Annotated in this window: 23 protein-coding genes and 1 pseudogene; 17 read left to right on the forward strand and 7 right to left on the reverse strand. The window is 64.1% G+C overall.

Going from position 1 to position 18,253, the window contains the following annotated elements:
- The first annotated feature begins 38 nt into the window (after positions 1-38).
- Positions 39-749, forward strand: a complete 711-nt coding sequence (locus tag HB778_RS07615) for a helix-turn-helix transcriptional regulator (RefSeq protein ID WP_183462748.1) — start codon at positions 39-41, stop codon at positions 747-749.
- Positions 746-1,516, forward strand: a complete 771-nt coding sequence (locus HB778_RS07620) for a helix-turn-helix transcriptional regulator (RefSeq protein WP_183462751.1) — start codon at positions 746-748, stop codon at positions 1,514-1,516. The genes HB778_RS07615 and HB778_RS07620 overlap by 4 nt, the downstream gene beginning before the upstream one ends.
- Before the next feature lie 23 nt (positions 1,517-1,539).
- On the opposite strand, the gene HB778_RS07625 is transcribed toward HB778_RS07620, so the two are convergent.
- Genes HB778_RS07625 through motA form a run of 7 tightly spaced genes read right to left on the reverse strand, consistent with a single transcriptional unit; the run spans position 1,540 to position 6,372 of the window.
- A complete protein-coding gene (locus tag HB778_RS07625; RefSeq protein WP_183462753.1) occupies positions 1,540-1,974 on the reverse strand; it encodes a hypothetical protein in 435 nt (144 codons plus the stop codon).
- Positions 1,971-3,053: a flagellar biosynthesis protein FlhB gene (gene flhB / locus HB778_RS07630; protein ID WP_183462755.1), complete on the reverse strand. Its 1,083-nt coding sequence runs from the start codon at positions 3,051-3,053 to the stop codon at positions 1,971-1,973. Before flhB ends, HB778_RS07625 begins: the two co-directional genes overlap by 4 nt.
- 3 nt (positions 3,054-3,056) lie before the next feature.
- Positions 3,057-4,067, reverse strand: a complete 1,011-nt coding sequence (locus HB778_RS07635) for a flagellar motor switch protein FliG (protein ID WP_183462757.1) — start codon at positions 4,065-4,067, stop codon at positions 3,057-3,059.
- Between the two features lie 46 nt (positions 4,068-4,113).
- A complete protein-coding gene (gene fliN / locus HB778_RS41390) occupies positions 4,114-4,350 on the reverse strand; it encodes a flagellar motor switch protein FliN (protein WP_244661863.1) in 237 nt (78 codons plus the stop codon).
- Positions 4,347-4,499 (reverse strand): hypothetical protein, encoded by a 153-nt coding sequence (locus tag HB778_RS41395; RefSeq protein WP_244661864.1) that lies wholly within the window; start codon positions 4,497-4,499, stop codon positions 4,347-4,349. Before HB778_RS41395 ends, fliN begins: the two co-directional genes overlap by 4 nt.
- A 17-nt stretch (positions 4,500-4,516) precedes the next feature.
- A complete protein-coding gene (locus HB778_RS07645) occupies positions 4,517-5,464 on the reverse strand; it encodes a FliM/FliN family flagellar motor switch protein (RefSeq protein WP_183465036.1) in 948 nt (315 codons plus the stop codon).
- Positions 5,465-5,496: 32 nt separating this feature from the next.
- Entirely contained in the window at positions 5,497-6,372 is an 876-nt protein-coding gene (motA, locus tag HB778_RS07650) for a flagellar motor stator protein MotA (protein ID WP_183462759.1), read from the reverse strand.
- Between the two features lie 156 nt (positions 6,373-6,528).
- Here motA and HB778_RS07655 point away from each other — a divergent pair, with 156 nt between their 5' ends.
- From HB778_RS07655 to HB778_RS07725, 15 genes and pseudogenes are all read left to right on the forward strand, one after another.
- Positions 6,529-7,656, forward strand: a complete 1,128-nt coding sequence (locus HB778_RS07655; RefSeq protein ID WP_432421240.1) for a DUF1217 domain-containing protein — start codon at positions 6,529-6,531, stop codon at positions 7,654-7,656.
- A gap of 2 nt (positions 7,657-7,658) precedes the next feature.
- The gene (gene flgF, locus HB778_RS07660) at positions 7,659-8,384 is read left to right on the forward strand and encodes a flagellar basal-body rod protein FlgF (RefSeq protein ID WP_183462761.1); all 726 of its coding nucleotides are present in this window, start codon (positions 7,659-7,661) and stop codon (positions 8,382-8,384) included.
- A gap of 1 nt (position 8,385) precedes the next feature.
- Positions 8,386-9,801: a flagellar protein export ATPase FliI gene (fliI, locus tag HB778_RS07665; RefSeq protein ID WP_244661866.1), complete on the forward strand. Its 1,416-nt coding sequence runs from the start codon at positions 8,386-8,388 to the stop codon at positions 9,799-9,801.
- Positions 9,782-10,615, forward strand: a complete 834-nt coding sequence (locus HB778_RS07670) for a hypothetical protein (RefSeq protein ID WP_183462762.1) — start codon at positions 9,782-9,784, stop codon at positions 10,613-10,615. Before fliI ends, HB778_RS07670 begins: the two co-directional genes overlap by 20 nt.
- 86 nt (positions 10,616-10,701) lie before the next feature.
- Positions 10,702-11,082: a flagellar basal body rod protein FlgB gene (gene flgB, locus HB778_RS07675; protein WP_019860948.1), complete on the forward strand. Its 381-nt coding sequence runs from the start codon at positions 10,702-10,704 to the stop codon at positions 11,080-11,082.
- A 2-nt stretch (positions 11,083-11,084) separates the two neighbouring features.
- Positions 11,085-11,501, forward strand: a complete 417-nt coding sequence (gene flgC / locus HB778_RS07680) for a flagellar basal body rod protein FlgC (RefSeq protein WP_095199329.1) — start codon at positions 11,085-11,087, stop codon at positions 11,499-11,501.
- Positions 11,498-11,821 carry a flagellar hook-basal body complex protein FliE gene (locus HB778_RS07685; protein WP_179297869.1) on the forward strand — a complete coding sequence of 108 codons (324 nt, stop codon included), beginning with the start codon at positions 11,498-11,500 and terminating at the stop codon, positions 11,819-11,821. Before flgC ends, HB778_RS07685 begins: the two co-directional genes overlap by 4 nt.
- 11 nt (positions 11,822-11,832) lie before the next feature.
- Complete coding sequence (gene flgG / locus HB778_RS07690; protein ID WP_183462764.1) at positions 11,833-12,621, forward strand: flagellar basal-body rod protein FlgG; 789 nt, start codon at positions 11,833-11,835, stop codon at positions 12,619-12,621.
- 6 nt (positions 12,622-12,627) lie between these two features.
- Positions 12,628-13,164 (forward strand): flagellar basal body P-ring formation chaperone FlgA, encoded by a 537-nt coding sequence (flgA, locus tag HB778_RS07695; RefSeq protein ID WP_183462766.1) that lies wholly within the window; start codon positions 12,628-12,630, stop codon positions 13,162-13,164.
- On the forward strand, positions 13,161-14,402 hold the full coding sequence (locus HB778_RS07700) for a flagellar basal body P-ring protein FlgI (protein ID WP_095199332.1): 1,242 nt from the start codon (positions 13,161-13,163) through the stop codon (positions 14,400-14,402). The genes flgA and HB778_RS07700 overlap by 4 nt, the downstream gene beginning before the upstream one ends.
- A 3-nt stretch (positions 14,403-14,405) precedes the next feature.
- Positions 14,406-14,989, forward strand: a pseudogene (locus HB778_RS07705) (MotE family protein).
- A complete protein-coding gene (gene flgH / locus HB778_RS07710; RefSeq protein WP_183462768.1) occupies positions 14,986-15,693 on the forward strand; it encodes a flagellar basal body L-ring protein FlgH in 708 nt (235 codons plus the stop codon). Before HB778_RS07705 ends, flgH begins: the two are co-directional and overlap by 4 nt.
- Before the next feature lie 20 nt (positions 15,694-15,713).
- On the forward strand, positions 15,714-16,208 hold the full coding sequence (locus tag HB778_RS07715; RefSeq protein WP_095199334.1) for a flagellar basal body-associated FliL family protein: 495 nt from the start codon (positions 15,714-15,716) through the stop codon (positions 16,206-16,208).
- Positions 16,205-16,936 (forward strand): flagellar type III secretion system pore protein FliP, encoded by a 732-nt coding sequence (gene fliP, locus HB778_RS07720; protein ID WP_095199335.1) that lies wholly within the window; start codon positions 16,205-16,207, stop codon positions 16,934-16,936. Before HB778_RS07715 ends, fliP begins: the two co-directional genes overlap by 4 nt.
- 246 nt (positions 16,937-17,182) lie before the next feature.
- Entirely contained in the window at positions 17,183-18,169 is a 987-nt protein-coding gene (locus HB778_RS07725) for a flagellin (protein WP_095199336.1), read from the forward strand.
- Positions 18,170-18,253: the final 84 nt, after the last annotated feature.

An 18,253-nucleotide genomic window follows, 5' to 3' on the forward strand; every position in this document is an offset into this window, starting at 1 on the left:
CCGGACAGCAGAAACGATTCCGGCCAAAAGCAACAAGAATGAGCAGTCCCGCCGCGCTTCTTCAATCCGATACATTGGGCTCGCGCCTGACGTCGCGCGGTGATTTGACCAGCTTCTTCATGGAGCTGACCGCCGAGATCGGCGCCGACAGCTACATGCTGGTTGCCATCGTCCACGACCAGGATCGCAATGACGCGCGCATCGTCTCGTCGAACTGGATCTTCGACGCCATCGAACTGACCGGCAAGCGGCTGATCGCCAGCCTTGCCCAGGGCGCGCTCACGGTGGCGCCCGGCATCCGCCCACGACCGCTGGTGGCGGCAGAGGCACCGGATGCCGACGGACTGGTCTCCGGCGAAGAGGCCCGCCTTCTCGACGTGCTCGGCCATGCCGAGATCTATTCGCTCAGGCTGAATGTCGGCCGCCAGCGCCTGTTCGCCCTGTTCTCGGCGGCGACGGCTGGCCAGATCGACCAGCCGGCGCTGATGAGGGCACAGCTGAAATGCTGCTACGCGCTCTCGCATATCCCGCAGTTGATCGCCGCGGCTGCGATGCAGGATCCACTGTCGGATCGTGAGCGCGAATGCCTGTTCTGGGTTTCGGAAGGCAAGACCACCGACGAGGTGGCCGTCATCCTTGGCGTGTCGTCCAACACCGTCAACAGCTACATCACCCACGCCATCCAGAAATTCGCGGCCTCGAACCGCGCGATGGCCATCGCAACGGCGATAAGGAGTGGCATCATTTGAAACACGCCGACATCAAGGACGCCGCGGAGGCCCTTTTCAACGAGCAGCGCAGCCCCTTCGGCGCCTTCTCGCTCGGCTCCGAAACGCATCACGCCGTCACCGTTCCCGATGCCGTGCGCCGCTGCCGCTGGATATCCGTCGACATCAATGCCTCGGCCTTCGGCCTGTACTTCGTCAGCCCGTCGCCGGAGCGGGCGCGGCTGGTGCCGTGTTTCGATTCCGACTATCCCGGCATTGCCGTGGCGAGCAAGTTCATCTCGGGCGCCAATGGCGAGGAGATCGTGCGCCACACCCACAACTCGACGGAGCCGCGCTGGTGGACGGATGACGGCATGGCGGCGATGGCTGAAATGTTCGGCAATCTCGCCTGGACCGCACAGATGGCGCCGCTGGCGCCCGGCACCAGCGGCATCGCCTTTCCCGTCCACGCCGATCGCGGCCAATGCGGCCTCGTCGTCTTCCTGGGATCGGAGATCGCGCTGCCGCAGGATACGCTCTACGAGATCCACGCCCGCTGCTTTTCCCTGTTCGCCGCCGTCGCGCGTATCCGTCCCGGGGACACCGGCAGGATGCGCGCCATTTCCAAGCGCGAACTCGAATGCCTGAAGCTGACCGCCAACGGCAACACCAGCGAAGAAATCGCGCGGCTGCTGAAACTGTCAGTGCACACGGCCAACCAGTATCTGACGCAGTCGACGCAGAAGCTCAACGCCGTCAACCGCAACCAGGCGGTCGCCAAAGCGCTGCGGCTCGGTCTGATCGAGTAATTGCGTCGCCTGACAAAGGCGCTTCAGAAAGCCAGAGGCTCGACTCTACGGATCCGAGCCTGCTCGATCACCGCCTCGAGCAGTGCCGTGTTGTGCTCAGGGTTCTCCCCGGGCTTTTCGAACGACACGTAATTGACCGCGACCGAGTTGCCGGCCTCGCTCAGCGTCAGCTGGAAATAGACAGTCACACCGGGTGGCCGCAGTTCCAGGTCGAGCACGATGCGCGGGCTGCCGGTCCAGTCGACATGCGCCTCGCCGCCATGGCCGAGCCTGAGCGTGCCCGGCATGAAGAACAGCTCCACCGCTGAATCGACCAGGTCCGACAGGCAGGCGAAATGCTCCAGCCGGATGAAGGCGATGTAGTCGGCGACATCGATCAGCCTCAGTTCGCCGACCACTTGCTCGATGGCGCTGGCGACGATGATCTCGCGGGATTTTGCGTGCGGTTGGCGGTTCATGAAATCTGTCTGCGCTCAGCCTTTTTCGAGTAGACGATCCGCACCAGTTCGGCGACGGCCTGGTAGAATTGCGACGGGATCACATTATCGACCGAAACTTGCTTGTACATGGAGCGGGCGAGCGCCACGTCCTCGAAGATCGGGATGTTGTGCTCCTTGGCAATCTCGCGGATTTTCAGCGCCACCAGATCCTGCCCCTTGGCCACCACCAGCGGTGCCGAATCCTCGTCGCGCACGTATTTCAGCGCGATCGAGAAGTGGGTCGGGTTGGCGATGATCAGCGTCGCGCGCGGCACCGCCGTCATCATCCGCTTGCGCGCCCGGTCGCGCGCCAGCGAGCGCAGCCGCGACTTGATGATCGGGTCGCCCTCGGACTGCTTGAACTCGTCCTTGACCTCCTGCTTGCTCATGCGCAGGTCCTGCTTCCAGTGGAAGCGCGACCAGACGATGTCGATCGCCGCGATCAGTCCCATGACGAAGACGATCGCCACCAGTATGTCGACCGCGATGCCGCGGATGACGAGGCCGAAAGCGACGGGATTGGTGATCATTCCGGCAAGCAGCTTGCGGTGATCCTCCGACAGCGTGAAGGTGAGCACGGCGATGGCGAAGCCGACCTTTGCCAGGGATTTCAGGAACTCGACCCAGCCCTGGGCACCGAACATCCGGGTCCAACCCTTGGTGATCGAAATGCGCGAAAGCTGCGGCCTGATCCGCTCGCCGACGAATTGCGGCATGTTCTGGAGCACCGAGGCGCCGATGCCGGCAACGGTCAAAAGCACCAGCAGGCTAATAAGGGCGCGGCCCACTTCCAGCAGGACGAGCTTGTAGAGCGCGATGACATCGGTCTCGGTGTCCATCGGCCAGGCCTCGGGCTTTTCGAGGAACATCGACAGGAACATGCCGAGGTTGATGACCGCGTCCTTGGCATAGAAGACGGTGAACACCAGTATGGCGACGAAGGAGGCGAGGATCGCGGTTTCCCTCGAATGGGGCAGCTTGCCCTGTTCGATGGTGTCGCGGACCTTCTTTTCCGTCGCCTCTTCGGTTTTGGAGTCCTTGTCGGTGGCGTCTGACATGCCTTAGGCGGCGTTCTGCGTCGCGGGAAGTTCGAATGCGCCTTCACGCGACAGCCGGATCGTCGTCGTCACGATGGTCTTGCGCGCGGTCATGATGTCGGCGAGAGGAATCCCTTCCGACCCCTGTCCGAGTTCGGCTTCGATCATGCGCCGCGACCGTGCGCCGATCGCCGACAGCACCGATTCGGCGAGCGCGGCCGACGTGCCGCGCAGCGCCAGAGTGACAAGCTCGGTCGACAACCCGTCGAACAAAAGCACGCGCGCCTTCTGGGTGAGCAGCGGCAGGTCGTCGAAAGCAAACAGACGGGCTCGCACACCGTCGAGGTCGGGCGTGCCGGCGGCTTCCAGATCCTGCATGACCTCCTCGAGCAGCGGCTTGTCCAGCTCGTTGAGCACGCTGGCGACGCGCGCCTGCCCGGCCGAAGTGTCCTTGGTCGAGGTTTCCGCCAGCACGCTGGCGCGCAGTCGGTTCTCGACGATCCGGGCAGCGGCGTCCGGAACATTGGCCATCGTCACCATGCGCTTGATGATTTCGCCGCGCATCGGTTTCGTCAGCGTCAAAAGCACACTCGCCGCCGCCTGCGGCGCCAGCTTCGACAGGACCATGGCCGCCGTTTGCGGATGTTCGCCGGTCAGGAAGGTGCCGAGCCGCGAGGGTTCGAGCTTTTCGAGATCGGGCCAGATCGGCGGCGGCCCTTCAGGTGCCGCCTCCGGTTTCTTGTTGCCCATGATGGCGCTCATCTCTTCGGGCGACAGCGATTCGTTGAGGATGGTGTCCATCCTGTCGGCGGAATCGAGCAGGCCAGCCCCTTCGGTGAACTCGGCCTCGAATTCGGCGACGATGCGCTCGAGATCGCTCTGCGGAATGGTCCTGAGCAGCCGGGCGCCCTCGATCAGCGCCTTCAGCTCTTCCTGCTTGAAGAATTTCAAGAGGCGGCTGGCGGACGGCTTGCCCATCGCCACCAATATGGCGGCCGCCTTCTGTGCACGCGTCAGGGTCGTCAGCGGCGTCATGCTGCCTCTCGCCTCCACTGCAACCGGCAAGCCCCACCAGCCATATTTAGGCGCCCTTCGTGCCGGCGATGATTTCGGTCAGCCTGATGCCGAAGCGCGAGGGGTCGCTTTCAAGCACCGTGATCTCGCCGCGCGCGATCTTGCGGCCATTGACCACGACGTCGACCGGTTCGCCGATGCGGCGGTTGAGCGCCACGGTCGAGCCCTTCTGCAGCGCCATCAGGTCGGCAACCGCCATCTCGGTGCTGCCGAGGATGATCTGGACATCGACGGGGATGTTCATGATGACGTTCGAATTGGCGCCCGCGCCGCCCTGAACGCCGCATCCGGGCGCTGCTCCTCCTCATGCAGAACCCCGCGCAATTCCTCGATGGCGCGATCGAGCTGCTCGTCCGGCTGGTCGAGCTCTGCTTCCACTTTGGTCTTGGCCATGCGTCGTCTCCAAAAGCTCAGGCGCGCCCGGCACCGGCCGGCATGAGCCCATCGATGAAATCCTGCCCGGCATCGAAAGGATGCCTGATTCGGACGGTGTAATTCTGCCCCAGTTTGCCGAACTCGCATACGAACAGCGTCTGGCCGCGCGCGCTGAGGCGCGCCCGTGATTGCGCCGTTTCGTCGAAGTCGATGACCTGGCCCACTTCGAGACTGGCGAGGTCGCCAAGCGTCAGCCGCGCCAGCGGCATGGTGGCTTCGAGCGCCACCGTCGAGCGCATCACCTCTTCCGAAAAGCGCTCTCGCCAGCTCGGGCCGTGGTCATCCCCGCCGGCGTTCGCAGCGCTGTCGCGGCTGGCCAGCACGATGCGCTGCGGCATTGTCACCGTGACGGTGCCGCTGTCAGCTGGCGTCGATATGCCAAGAACGATGCGCAGTGCCGCGCCATCTCGTAAAACGTGCCGTTTGGCTTCGGCGCCCGACATCGCCCGCGGTACGGGCAGACGCAGGTCGAGCGAGCGCCGCCCCGATCCGTTCAGGGCCTGCGCGACCTGCTGAAACAGCATGGTCGAGACATCAACCTCGATCTGCGACAGCTCACGCTCGATCGGCGATGCCGGCGTCTCCGGGTCGCCGCCGAACAGCGTGCAGACCATGATCGCTATCGCCGGCGCATCGATCACCAGGGTCATGGCATCAGAAGACGTGGATGATGCCACGATGGTCATGGCAAACGTATCGCCGGCACGCGAGCGCGCCTCCGCGACGCGGCTGACCTCGACACCCCTGAGATCGACGGTGACCGGAACGCCGAGCTCACTGGTCAGGCTCTTTTGCAACAGCGGCGCGGCGCGCTCGGCCATGGCCCGGCCAGTACCGATGACCTGGGCGGCCTCGCCGCTGTCGCCGACCAGACGCTCGATGATCAACGAACGCGCTTGCGCGGGGCTGCCTGGACTGGTCATGACCGTGTCGGCACCGATCTGTCGTGCATCGCTCAAGCGGCCTTCTTCTCGGCGCCGCCGGTGTTCATCGTGCTCTGCTCGACGGCGTCGATGGTTGGCCGCTCATAGGATGAGATGGTCTTGCGGCCGAATTCGATTGCCACCTGCGGCAGCGCACCGTTCATGTAGGCGAGCAGCGTCTGCTTGACGATGATGTAGAGGCGGTTCTTCTTCTCGCGCACCGTCTTGATCTTGGTGGCGACGGGCCCGACCACGGCATAGGACAGGAAGATGCCGAGGAAGGTGCCGACAAGGGCGGCGCCGATCAGGCCGCCAAGGATTTCCGGCGACTGGTCGAGTGCGCCCATCGCCTTGACGACGCCGAGCACCGCGGCGACGATGCCCAGCGCCGGCAGGCCGTCGCCGACCGCGACCAGCGCGTGATAGGCCTTCATCTTGTCGGAGCGGATCGTCTGGATCTCCTCGTCCATCAGCGCCTCGATCTCGTGCGAGCGGGCATTGCCGATGATGATGATGCGGCAGTAGTCGCAGATGAAATTCATCAGATCGTGATTCTTGAGCACCGTCGGAAAGGCCTGGAAGATGGCTGATTCTTCCGGATTGTCGATATGCGCCTCGACCTCGCTGCGCGACTTCGAGCGCAATTCGCGCATCAGGCTGTGCAGCACGCCGAGCGTTTCCAGATAATCCTGTTCCTTCGGCACCGCCTGCTTGAAGGCTTCAAGAATGCCCTTGCCGGTATCCTTGACCGTCTTCATCGGGTTGGCGACCAGGAAGGTGCCCAGCGCGGCGCCACAGATGACCACGGCTTCCCAAGGCTGGACCAGCACGTGCAGATGCCCGCCCATGGCCATGAAGCCGCCAAGGACGCAGCCGAGCGTCACCACAAGTCCAATGAGAATGCCCACGGCAGGTCCTTCCGCATTTCACGTCAGCTGCAAGGGATAGTCCCCGTGCCTTGTGTGAGGCTTGAATCCGGGCGGCCATGGAGCCGAATGTTGGGCGGTTCAGTTTCGCGCAAGGAAGTGAGGTTATTGTCGCGACATTAAGCTTCGGCCGGAGGCATGACGTTGCTCAGTACCTTTACCAGCTATCAGTTGATCACCAAGGACATCGCCAAGTCTATCGACCGCATCGAGCAGCAGCCGACGGTCGATCGCGACACCCAATATTATCTCGCCAACATTACCAAGGTGAAATCGATCGACGATTTCGTCAACAATGACCGGCTGTTCAAATATGCCATGAAGGCCTACGGACTGGAGGACATGGATTACGCCAAGGCCTTCATGGTCAAGGCGCTCAAGGAAGGCGTTTCGGATTCCAACAGCTTTGCCAACAAGCTGACCGACAAGCGCTATGCCGCGTTCGTCAGCGCCTTCAATTTCGCCGCCAACGGCGCCGACGCCACCATCTACAACAAGGCGCAGCAGCTGGTGACGAAGAACTACGCCACGCAGGCGCAGATCGCTGGCCTCGACCCGAATTCGGACTATGTGAAGGGCGAGACGACCTACTACCTCGCCAACATCACCAAGGTGAAGTCCGTCGACGATCTGATGTCGAACAGCCGGCTCTACACCTATGCCCTGGCCGCATACGGTCTGGACTCGGCGACCGAGGACAAGGACCTGATCAAGCAGGTCCTACAAAGTAAGGTGAGCGACCCTGACAGCGTCGCCAACAAGCAGACGAACCCAGCTTACGCAGGACTGGCTGTGGCCTTCAATTTCGAAGCCAATGGCGAGAACGCCACCACCATCAATCCTGCGCAGCAGCCGACCGTCGATAAGTACCTGCGCCAGACCCTTGAGGAGGATGCCGGTCAGACCAATGAGGGCGTGCGGCTGGCGCTTTATTTCCAGCGCAAGGCGCCTGACATCACCAGCTGGTACGACGTGCTGGCCGACACGGCCCTTGCAAGCGTCGTGCGCACCGCGCTGGGGCTGCCTGATTCCTTCGCCACCGCCGACATCGACAAGCAGGCGCAGTTGTTCGAGCAGAAGCTCGACCTCACGGATTTCACCGATCCCGCGAAGCTCACCAAGTTCCTCACCCGCTTCACCAGCATGTACGAGATCAACAACCCAACCTCGACGGCCGTGACGTCGGTCAGCGTGCTCTTCGCTCAGCCGGTCACGGTGGGCATTTCCACCGACCTGATGATGGCCATGCAGAAGTTGAAGTTCTGATCATGCAAGACAGTCTCTACGTCGCCCTTTCCGCGCAGATGGCGCTCGAGCGCCGGCTCGACACGATCGCCGACAATGTCGCCAACGCCAACACCGTCGGCTTTCGTGCCACCGGCGTGAAATTCGAGGACCTGGTGTCGGGCACCGGGCAGAAATCGGTGTCCTTCGCCTCGTCGGGCAAGACCTATCTTTCGGGCGCCCATGGCCCCCTGACCGAGACCGGCAATCCGTTCGACTTCGCCATCCAGGGCGACGCCTGGTTCGCCATCGACACGCCGGCCGGCACCGTCATGACCCGCGACGGCCGCTTCTCGATGAACGAGAATGGCGAGCTGATGTCGATCGAAGGCCATCCGGTGCTCGACGCCGGCGGCGCGCCGATCCAGCTCGACCCCCGCAACGGCCCGCCCAAGGCCGGCGCCGATGGCTCGCTGCGCCAGAACGACCAGCTCGTCGGCTCGATCGGCCTCTACAATTTCGATCCGGGTGAGAATTTCGTGCGCTACGGCAATTCCGGCATCGTGCCTGCGCGCACCCCCGAGCCGGTCACCGATCGTTCCGATGTCGGCATCGCTCAGGGCTTCGTCGAGGAATCCAACGTCAATCCGGTGCTGGAGATGACCCGGCTGATCATGGTCCAGCGGGCCTTCGAGAACACCGCCGCCCTGATGCGGCAGACGGATTCCTCCACCGACGAGGCGATCAAGACGCTCGGCTCGAAGTCGTAGAATGTCGCTCGACCGGTCCTCCATCCGTGCACCCGAAAGACAGGTCCAGCCGGCGCCGGAGGATCGGCTGGCCGCGTTGGAACGGGTTATCAGGCGCTTCAGCAACACCGACGGGCTGGTCAAGCGTGGCGGCCTCGTCACCGAAGTCACGCCCACGCACTACAAGGTGCGCGGCCTTTCCGATTTCGCCAGGCTGGGCGACATGGTCGAACAGCGCGGCCAGGCCGGCGCGCGCCGCGGCGAGATCGTCAAGATCAGCCGTGACGAGATCGTCGTCGCGCCCTTCGAACGCAGCGCCGATGCCGGTATCGGTGACGCCGTGTTCCGCCGGGGACCGCTCGCGGTCGCGCCGCACGGCTCATGGCGCGGCCGCACCGTCGACGCGCTCACCCGGGCAATCGATGGCGGTCCGCCGCTGATCAGGGGCGACGACCTGTCGGGCAGTGCCACGACGCCCGGTGCCATGGCACGGCAGCGCGTCGGCACAGCCTTCATGACCGGCGTCAAGGTCATCGACATCTTCACGCCGCTGTGCTTCGGCCAGCGCATGGGCGTCTTTGCCGGTTCCGGCGTCGGCAAGTCGACGCTGCTCGCCATGCTGGCCGGTGCCGACGCGTTCGACACCGTCGTCGTGGCGCTGATCGGCGAACGCGGTCGCGAGGTCCGCGAATTCCTCGAGGACACGATCGGCGACAGCATGGCCAAGACCGTGGCCGTCGTCGCCACCAGCGACGAGAGCGCCATGATGCGCCGGCGCGCGCCTGACACCGCCATGCGCGTCGCCGAGCACTTTCGCGACCAGGGCCACCGTGTGCTCCTGGTGCTGGATTCCATCACCCGCTTCGCCCATGCGTTGCGCGAGGTGGCGACGGGAACCGGCGAGCCGCCGGTCGCCCGCGGCTATCCCGCCTCGGTTTTCACCGAACTGCCCAAGCTGCTCGAACGCGCCGGGCCGGGCGTGGAGGGCCCCGGGGTTGAAGGTAAGGGCTCGATCACCGCCATCATTTCCGTGCTGGTCGACGGCGACGACCACAACGATCCGGTCGCCGATTCCGTGCGCGGCATCCTCGACGGCCATGTCGTGCTCGACCGCGCGATCGCCGAACAGGGTCGCTATCCGCCGGTCAATCCGCTGTCGTCCATATCGCGCCTGGCCGGCAAGGCCTGGAGCGTCGAACAGCGCGCTTTGGTGACGCGGCTGAAGTCGATGATCTCGCGCTTCGAGGACACGCGCGACATCCGACTGCTCGGCGCCTACCAGGGCGGCGCCGACGCCGAGCTCGACATTGCGGTGCGCCAGGTGCCGCTGATCTACGAGGCGCTGACGCAATCGCCCAGGGACCGCCCGTCGGCCGATCCGTTCTCCGATCTCGCCCGCCATCTCAAGGGAAAGCTGAATGCCGAATCAGGAGACTGAACGCCAATATACCGAGCGCATCCTGAACGAGATGATCGCCGAGGCGAACGCCGCCGAGGAAGCCCGGGCCGCGGAGGAAAGGGCCGCCAAGGCAAAGGCCGCCAGCGCCATAGCCGCCAAGACCGCGGCTGTTCTGGCCAGGGCCGCCAAGCCGATTCTACCCAGATCCGAGCCTGTGGCTCGGGCTGCCGTGCCCACCATGTCTGTGGCTCCCGGTGTCGAGGCAGCCGGGACAACGCAGGCAAGCCGCGAATCGCTGATCGACGGCCTGTTTCCGGTCACCGAATGGCCGCAACCGCCTAAGGCGCAGTTTCCAAAGTTGAGCAAGAAGCCAGACCGGCGCAGCGACTTCGTCATCGCCGCGCTCGGCGTAACGCTCGGCCTGATCTGCGCGCTGTTTCCCTGGTATATCTTCTTCAACCAGGAGCAGTTCGGCGTTCAGGCGATCAAGTTTGGCGGCACCGGTACCAATTCGGGACGCGAGGGCGGCGGCGTGGTCGCCTCGCGCAGCGCGCCGCTGACAGCCAAGGACCTTCCCAACACCAGCATCGACCTATTCGCCACCGGAACGGTGCAGGATGACGCCACCCCGGCACAGCCGCCTGGCGACCAGCCCTTCCCCGCCGATGTCGCGAAATTCCGCATGGTCCATGTCGCCAACGGCCGCGCCATGATCGAGGACGACACCGGCCTGTGGATCGTCCAGCGCGGCTCGACGCTGCCGGACTCAAGCACGGTGTCGTCGATCGAGCAGCGCAACGGCAAATGGGTCATGCTGACCAGCGCCAACCAGGTGATCCAGCTTTCCAGGTGAGGCCGTCGCGGTACGGCCTTGCGGTCGCCCGCAAGGTCCGCGCAAGACTGGCGGCCTAGTCTTTGGGCACATGCCCGGAGATTCCCATGGAGCCTGTTTCCCTTTTCGATCTCGCCGCCAAGCAAGCGCAGTGGCTTTCCGTGCGCCAGTCGGCGATCGCCGGCAACATCGCCAACGCCAACACGCCGGGCTACACGGCAAACGATGTCGAGCCCTTCGAAAAGGTGCTCGACCGCACCGCGGTGTCGCTGCAGACCACCGAGGCCGGCCATCTCGGCAGCGCCGCGACCAATGCCGGCTTCACCATCAAGCCGCAGGAAGATGACGGCGTAGTCATGCCGTCCAAGAACACCGTCGTGCTTGAGGACCAGCTTCTCAAGGCCGGCGAGGTGCGCCGCTCCTTCGAGCTCAACACGGCGATCGTCAAAGCCTTCCACTCGATGATGATGATGGCGGTGAAGAGCTGACCATGGACGCACTGACCGCAGCACTGAAAGTCGCAGCATCCGGCCTCGGCGCCCAGTCCGAGCGCCTGCGTGTGGTTTCGGAAAACCTCGCCAATGCCCAGTCGACCGGCACCACGCCCGGCGCCGACCCCTATCGCCGCAAGACCATCAGCTTCGTCTCCGAGCTCGACCGGGCCTCCGGCAGCTCGACGGTTGAAGTGAACTCGATCGACCGCGATCCGAGTATCTTTCCCGTCGAATTTCAGCCCGGCAACGAAGCCGCCGACGAGAAGGGCTACGTCAAGATGCCCAACGTCAACGTGCTGATCGAAATGGCCGACATGACCGAGGCCAACCGCTCCTACGAGGCCAACCTGCAAGTCGTGAAGCAGGCGCGCGACCTCATTTCAATGACCATCGACCTGATGAGGAACCAATGATCGTGAGTGGCATCGGCGCGCTTAACCTGAAGCCCGGGCTGGGCGATACGGCGACCGACATGCTTCAGGGCGGTGTCGCGCCGGCGACAGCCGGCAACCTTGGCACCTCCTTCGCCGAAGCGGTGAGCCAGGCAGCCTCCAAGACCGTCAACACGCTGCAGAATGCCGAGCAGGTGTCGCTCCAGGCGCTCAAGGGCGATGCCGACACGCGCCAGGTCGTCGATGCCGTGATGAGCGCTCAGCAGGCGCTTCAGACCGCCGTCGCCATCCGCGACAAGGTCGTTTCGGCCTATCTCGAAGTCAGTCGAATGGGTATTTGAGGAGTTAGGGCATGAAAGCACTTGCCATCGCCGCCACCGGCATGAATGCCCAGCAGACAAATCTGGAAGTCATCGCCAACAACATCGCCAACATCAACACCACCGGCTACAAGCGGGCGCGCGCCGAATTCTCCGACCTGCTCTACCAGGTCGACCGCACGCAAGGCGTGCCCAACCGCTCCAATGCCTCGCTGGTGCCGGAGGGCGTTTCGATCGGCCTCGGCGTCAAGACGACGGCCGTGCGCAATGTGCACACCCAGGGCGAACTCACCAGCACCGGCAACAGTTTCGACATGGCATTGACCGGTCGAGGCTGGTTCCAGATCGAGGGCGCCGATGGCGGCACGCTCTACACCCGCGCCGGCGCCTTCAACACCAACGCCACCGGCCAGCTGGTGACAGTGGATGGCGCCAGTGTCATTCCGGCCATCACGGTACCTGTCAATGCCGTTGAGGTCATCGTCAACAAGACCGGCGAGGTTTTTGCCCGCATCGACGGCCAGACAGCCATGCAGAGCCTCGGCCAGCTTCAGATCGCCAACTTCGCCAATGAGGCAGGTCTGGCGCCGCTCGGCGACAATCTCTTCCAGGAAACCACGGCATCCGGCCCGGCCAATGTCGGCGTACCCGGCGATCCCGGCTTCGCCGCCATCCAGCAAGGCTATCTCGAGGCTTCCAACGTCGACCCGGTCAAGGAAATCACCGAACTGATCTCGGCGCAGCGCGCCTATGAGATGAATTCCAAAGTAATTCAAGCCGCCGACGACATGGCCTCCGTCGTCTCCAAGAACATCAGGTAAGGGATGATGGCCATGCCGATCTCCTGCTCCGCATTCCGCCGCACCGCGCTGATCCTCGCGCTGGTGTTCGGCGGCATGCCGGCTTTCGCCCAGGAATCGGCAAATCAGTCGGCCAATCAATCGGCAACCCAGATCGCCAGCAATCAGCCCGCCGGCGAGGTCGTGCTGATCCCCAACCGCGTCATCTATCCCGGCGAGACCATCGAACTCACCGCCCTGAAGCAGGTGACCCTCATCCCGGGCAAGCACAAGCCCGACGCCATGGCGACCCGTGCCGAAGAACTCCAGGGCAAGGTCGCCAAGCGCACGCTGCTGCCCGGCCGTTACATTCCCTCCACCGCCATCCGCGAAGCCTGGCTGGTCGAGCAGGGTGCTGCCGTGCAGGTGTTCTTCATCGCCGGTGGACTGACGATATCGGCGACTGCGGTGACCTTGCAGCCAGGTTCGGCCGGCGACCTCATCAAGGTTCGCAACAGCGACAGCGGCAAGATCCTCTCCGGCACCGTGATGGCCGACGGAACCATCCAGGTTAGCGCTTCATGATGCGCCTGCTTGCCCTTCTGCTCGCGGCCACGCTCGGCCTGCAGCCGGCCCTGGCCGACGGCCTGACGCCCAAGGCCAAGCGCGAGCTCGCCGCCAGGAACGGCGGCGTCGACAATGATCCGGAATATGATCCGGCCACCACCACCCGCATGTTCCGCGTTTCGCCCGGGCCAAGCTCGCTGCCGCCCGGCCAGGTCGCCTCGCGCATCAAGGACATCGCCCAGCTGCAGAGTTCGCGCGACAACCAGTTGGTCGGCTACGGCCTGGTCATCGGCCTCGCCGGCTCGGGCGACAGCCTGCGCAATTCGCCGTTCACCGAGCAGTCGATCCGCGCCATGCTCGAAAACCTCGGCATCGCCACCGAAGGCGGCAGTGCGCGCGCCAAGAACGTCGCCGCCGTTATCGTCACCGCCAACATGCCGCCCTATGTGCAATCGGGCGCCCGCATCGACATCGACGTCTCCTCGATGGGCGACGCCACCTCGCTTGCCGGCGGCACGCTGATCATGACGCCGCTGAAGGCGGCGGACGGTGAAATCTATGCCGTCGGCCAGGGCGCGGTCATCGTTTCCGGCTTCATCGCCCAGGGTCAGGCCCAGCAATTGACGCAAGGCGTGCCGACCGCCGGCCGGGTGCCGAACGGCGCCATTGTCGAGCGTTCGGTGAAGGCCGAATTCGACGACCAGTCGACGCTGACGCTACAATTGCGCAATCCCGATTTTTCGACCGCCATCCGCATCGCCGACGCGATCAACGATTACACCAGCCAGCGCTTCGGCATGCGCGTGGCGGGCGAGCGCGATTCCCGCACGGTGCAGATCAGAAGGCCGAAGGGCGTTTCGGCCGCGCGCTTCTATGCCGAGATCGAAAACCTGGTAGTAGAATCCGATACGCCGGCCCGCGTCGTCATCGACGAGCGCACCGGCACCATCGTCATCGGCAACGATGTCAAGATCTCGCGCGTCGCCATCAGCCACGGCACGTTGACGGTGCGCATAACGGAAGCGCCGCGCGTCGTGCAGCCCGAACCCTTCTCCAAGGGCGAAACCGCCGTCGAGCCGTTCACCGCCATCGACGCCAGCCGGCCCAATGGCCGCGTCGCGGTGCTCGACGGGCCAGACCTGCAAACCCTCGTTTCCGGCCTCAACCGCCTCGGCGTCAAGCCGGACGGCATCATTGCCATCCTGCAAGGCATCAAGTCGGCCGGCGCCCTGCAAGCCGATCTGGTTCTCCAATAGGCGATGCCGATGATCTCTTCCCCCTCATCCCATGAAAGACGCCCTCCCCGCGCAATCCTGTTCGCGGCCGCGGCGCTTGCGGCCATGGCCGTTTCCGGCAACGCACATGGCGAAGATGTCGTTCGCCAGGTTCTGCCCGGAGCGCAGCCCGCGGTGGCAACCCAGCAATTGACCCGGGAAAAGGCGCCGGACCAGAGCGAAATCGAGCGCTTCTGCTCCAACATCGCCGATGCCGCCCGCGACCGCCGCTATGCCTTGCAGGCCGAGGAGTTGAAGCAGCTGCAGGCCGGCATCGACGAGCGCATGAAAGCGCTGGACGCGAAAAAGGCCGAATACGAGACCTGGCTGAAGCGGCGCGAGGTGTTTCTGGCCCGGGCCGAGGACGGCGTCGTCAAGATCTATGCCGGCATGAAGCCGGACGCCGCGGCCGAACGCCTGGCAATCGTCAATGCCGACCTGGCCGCGCCATCCTGATGAAGCTCGATTCACGCAAGGCCAGTGTCATTCTCAACGAAATGGACCAGAAGGCGGCGGCGACGCTCACCGGCATCATGGCCAGCGCAGCCCGAAGGGTAGATCCGTCATGATCCGCAGAATGCTCATCCTGTGCGCGGTCGCGGCACTGTCCGGCTGCGGCACCAATCTCAAGGAGGTCGGCAAGGATCCGGCGATGTCTCCGGTCGGTTCCGGCATCGACGGCGGCAACACGTCGGCCCTCTACAAATACCCCGAGCCGCCTCGGGCGCCGGTGAAGAAGTTCTCGCTGTGGGACGATCGCCAGAGCCGCCTCTTCACCGATCCCCGGGCGCTCTCGCAGGGCGACATCCTGACCGTCAAGATCAAGATCAACGACCGCGCCAATTTCAAGAACCAGAACGACAGGAGCCGCACCGCCAACCGCAAGCTCGGCTTCGACCTCAGCGCGCAGTGGGACAAGTGGAGCACCGCCGGCAAGGGTGCTGGCGCGCTCAACTCCGCCACGGATACAACGGCCGATGGCGAGATCAAGCGATCGGAAACGCTTGAGCTCAATGTCGCGGCGATCGTCACCGATGTCTTGCCGAACGGCAATCTGATGATCACAGGGTCGCAGGAAGTGCGCGTCAACGCCGAGCTCAGGGTGCTGACCATCGCCGGCATCGTGCGGCCGGCCGATATCGGCGCCGAGAACACGATCCCCTACGAACGCATCGCCGAGGCGCGCATCTCCTACGGTGGACGCGGCCGCATCACCGAGATCCAGCAGCCGGCCTACGGCCAGCAGGTTCTCGACCAGGTTCTTCCGTTCTAGGGATTGGGGAACAGAGCGCCGTGGCCAATGTCGAACAGCTTCAGCCTCGCAAGGGTCCTTCCCTTGTCGTGCAAGGCGCCGCGCTGCTGGTGGTGACGGCCGCCGCCATCGGCATGGGCTGGATGTCCGGCGGCTATCTCAAGGGCGTCGGCGCACCGTCATCGGTGCCGGCTGCGCCGGAAAATGAGGGCAAGGTCACCGAACCCGCTGCCGCGCAACAGCCTGGCATGGGGCCGACGCTTGTCGCGCTGGCGCCGATCACCACCAACATCGCATCCCCCGCCGACACCTGGATCAGGATGGAAGTATCCGTGGTCTATGACGCGCCGCAGCCACCGGCGATGACGGAGGACATCCATCAGGACCTTCTGGCCTTCGTGCGCACGCTGAAGATGCATCAGGTCGAGGGCGCCAGCGGTTATCAGCACCTGAAAGCCGATATCGAGGAACGCGCCTCGATCCGCAGCCAGGGGCACGCCAAACAAGTTCTCATCAGGACATTGCTGCTCGAATGAAGAAGTTCCTTCTCGCCGCGGCGCTGATCGGCGCCGCCACCTCCGTCGCGGCGGCGCAGCAGCTGGACCTGGGCGGCATCGGCAAGGCCGACGGCACCACCGTCGGCTACATCATCCAGATGTTCGGCCTGCTGACCGTGCTGTCGGTGGCGCCGGGCCTGCTGATCATGGTGACGAGCTTCACCCGTTTCGTCATCGCCTTCTCGATCCTGCGCGCCGGCATCGGCCTGCAGTCGACGCCGGCAAACCTCATCCTGATTTCGCTGTCGCTGTTCATGACCTTCTATGTCATGGCGCCGACCTTCGATCAGGCCTGGAACACCGGCGTCAAGCCGCTGATGGACAACCAGATCAGCCAGACCGAGGCCTTCGAGAAGATCTCGGACCCGTTCCGCACCTTCATGCTGCACAATGTGCGCGACAAGGACTTCGACCTCTTTGCCGATCTTGCCCGCGAGCGCGGCCAGGTCGTTGCCAAAGAGACGGTCGACCTGCGCATCCTGGTTCCCGCCTTCATGATCTCCGAGATCCGCCGCGGCTTCGAGATCGGCTTCCTGATCGTGCTGCCATTCCTGGTCATCGACCTGATCGTCGCCACCATCACCATGGCGATGGGCATGATGATGCTGCCGCCCACCGTCGTGTCGCTGCCGTTCAAGATCCTGTTCTTCGTCCTGATCGACGGCTGGAACCTGCTCGTCGGCAGCCTGGTGCGATCCTTCAACTGACCTCGCCGTCTCGGCCCGAAGCGACGATTGCCCGCAAGGATCGCGCAGTGCGCGAGGCGTCGATTTTTTTCTCCAATTATTTTTGCTTAACCGTCCAGTTTAGGTCTTTGGTAGGAACTCGCCGCCATAGTCGCTCGCAGATGGCGGGTGACCCAAACGCAACGGTCATTGGCATGATGCCGCTCCGTCATACCGGACAAACCGGTATGTCAAAAAAACACCTGTAAAAGCAAGGTACGAGTAGCCATGGCCAGTATCATGACCAACAGCGCCGCATTGACGGCCCTGCAGAGCCTTAACGCCACCCAGAACAACCTCTCGACCACCCAGGCCCGCATCTCGACGGGCTATCGCGTCTCCCAGGCTTCGGACAACGCCGCCTATTGGTCGATCGCCACCACCATGCGCTCCGACAATCAGGCCATGTCCACCGTTTCGGACTCGCTCGGCCTCGGCGCTTCGAAGGTCGACACCGCCTACACCGGCATGAACAGCGCGATCACCACCATCAACGCGATCCAGCAGAAGCTGACCGGCTCTTATGGTCAGACCGACGCCGCCAAGGAAAAGACCCAGGTCGAAATCGCCGCCCTTCAGGCACAGCTGAAGGGTTACGCCGACTCCGCCACCTTCTCCGGCACCAACATGCTGTCGGTGTCCACCGCTTCTGGCACGGCCGCCGACGTCAAGGTCGTTTCGGCCTTCAACCGCAGCTCCACCGGCGCCGTTTCGCTCTCGACGATCGACGTCAACGTGGAGAGCATCAAGCTCTATGACTCCGGCGCCGCGCCGACCGCCAAGGGCATCCTTGATGCGGCTCGCCTCGGCACCACCGGCGCTACGACCGCCACGGCACAGGTCCCGACCCTGGGTGCTGCTCCCGCGGCCGGCGACACGTATTCGGTCGCCAGCCTGTCGATCTTCTCGGGCACCACGGCCGCCAGCGACGCTCAGATCTCGCAGATGATGAACGTCGTCGACGCCGCGCTCAAGGATATGACGACCGCCGCCACCAAGCTCGGCGCCGCCAAGAGCTCCATCGACCTGCAGAAGACCTTCACGCAGAGCCTGATGGACTCCATCGACCGCGGCGTTGGCCAGCTCGTCGACGCCGACATGAACAAGGAATCGACCCGCCTCCAGGCGCTGCAGGTCCAGCAGCAGCTCGGCGTCCAGGCGCTGTCGATCGCCAACGGCTCGTCGCAGTCGATCCTGTCGCTCTTCCGCGGCTGATCGCTCTCAAACGGCTACATCAGACAAACGGGCCGCGCCAAAAGCGCGGCCCGTTTTGCGTTTGCTCCAGCCCCGCGCAACCCT

The organism is Mesorhizobium huakuii, from assembly GCF_014189455.1.
In the GTDB taxonomy this organism is placed as follows: Bacteria; Pseudomonadota; Alphaproteobacteria; order Rhizobiales; family Rhizobiaceae; genus Mesorhizobium; species Mesorhizobium huakuii_A.

Bases quoted from the DNA above. Each gene is read 5' to 3' on its own strand.
- HB778_RS07615 (WP_183462748.1), top strand. From the start codon at position 39: ATGAGCAGTCCCGCCGCGCTTCTTCAATCCGATACATTGGGCTCGCGC.
- HB778_RS07625 (WP_183462753.1), bottom strand. From the start codon at position 1,974: ATGAACCGCCAACCGCACGCAAAATCCCGCGAGATCATCGTCGCCAGC.
- flhB (WP_183462755.1), bottom strand. From the start codon at position 3,053: ATGTCAGACGCCACCGACAAGGACTCCAAAACCGAAGAGGCGACGGAA.
- HB778_RS07635 (WP_183462757.1), bottom strand. From the start codon at position 4,067: ATGACGCCGCTGACGACCCTGACGCGTGCACAGAAGGCGGCCGCCATA.
- fliN (WP_244661863.1), bottom strand. From the start codon at position 4,350: ATGAACATCCCCGTCGATGTCCAGATCATCCTCGGCAGCACCGAGATG.
- HB778_RS41395 (WP_244661864.1), bottom strand. From the start codon at position 4,499: ATGGCCAAGACCAAAGTGGAAGCAGAGCTCGACCAGCCGGACGAGCAG.
- HB778_RS07645 (WP_183465036.1), bottom strand. From the start codon at position 5,464: ATGACCAGTCCAGGCAGCCCCGCGCAAGCGCGTTCGTTGATCATCGAG.
- HB778_RS07655 (WP_432421240.1), top strand. From the start codon at position 6,529: ATGACGTTGCTCAGTACCTTTACCAGCTATCAGTTGATCACCAAGGAC.
- flgF (WP_183462761.1), top strand. From the start codon at position 7,659: ATGCAAGACAGTCTCTACGTCGCCCTTTCCGCGCAGATGGCGCTCGAG.
- fliI (WP_244661866.1), top strand. From the start codon at position 8,386: ATGTCGCTCGACCGGTCCTCCATCCGTGCACCCGAAAGACAGGTCCAG.
- HB778_RS07670 (WP_183462762.1), top strand. From the start codon at position 9,782: ATGCCGAATCAGGAGACTGAACGCCAATATACCGAGCGCATCCTGAAC.
- flgB (WP_019860948.1), top strand. From the start codon at position 10,702: ATGGAGCCTGTTTCCCTTTTCGATCTCGCCGCCAAGCAAGCGCAGTGG.
- flgC (WP_095199329.1), top strand. From the start codon at position 11,085: ATGGACGCACTGACCGCAGCACTGAAAGTCGCAGCATCCGGCCTCGGC.
- HB778_RS07685 (WP_179297869.1), top strand. From the start codon at position 11,498: ATGATCGTGAGTGGCATCGGCGCGCTTAACCTGAAGCCCGGGCTGGGC.
- flgG (WP_183462764.1), top strand. From the start codon at position 11,833: ATGAAAGCACTTGCCATCGCCGCCACCGGCATGAATGCCCAGCAGACA.
- flgA (WP_183462766.1), top strand. From the start codon at position 12,628: ATGGCCATGCCGATCTCCTGCTCCGCATTCCGCCGCACCGCGCTGATC.
- HB778_RS07700 (WP_095199332.1), top strand. From the start codon at position 13,161: ATGATGCGCCTGCTTGCCCTTCTGCTCGCGGCCACGCTCGGCCTGCAG.
- flgH (WP_183462768.1), top strand. From the start codon at position 14,986: ATGATCCGCAGAATGCTCATCCTGTGCGCGGTCGCGGCACTGTCCGGC.
- fliP (WP_095199335.1), top strand. From the start codon at position 16,205: ATGAAGAAGTTCCTTCTCGCCGCGGCGCTGATCGGCGCCGCCACCTCC.
- HB778_RS07725 (WP_095199336.1), top strand. From the start codon at position 17,183: ATGGCCAGTATCATGACCAACAGCGCCGCATTGACGGCCCTGCAGAGC.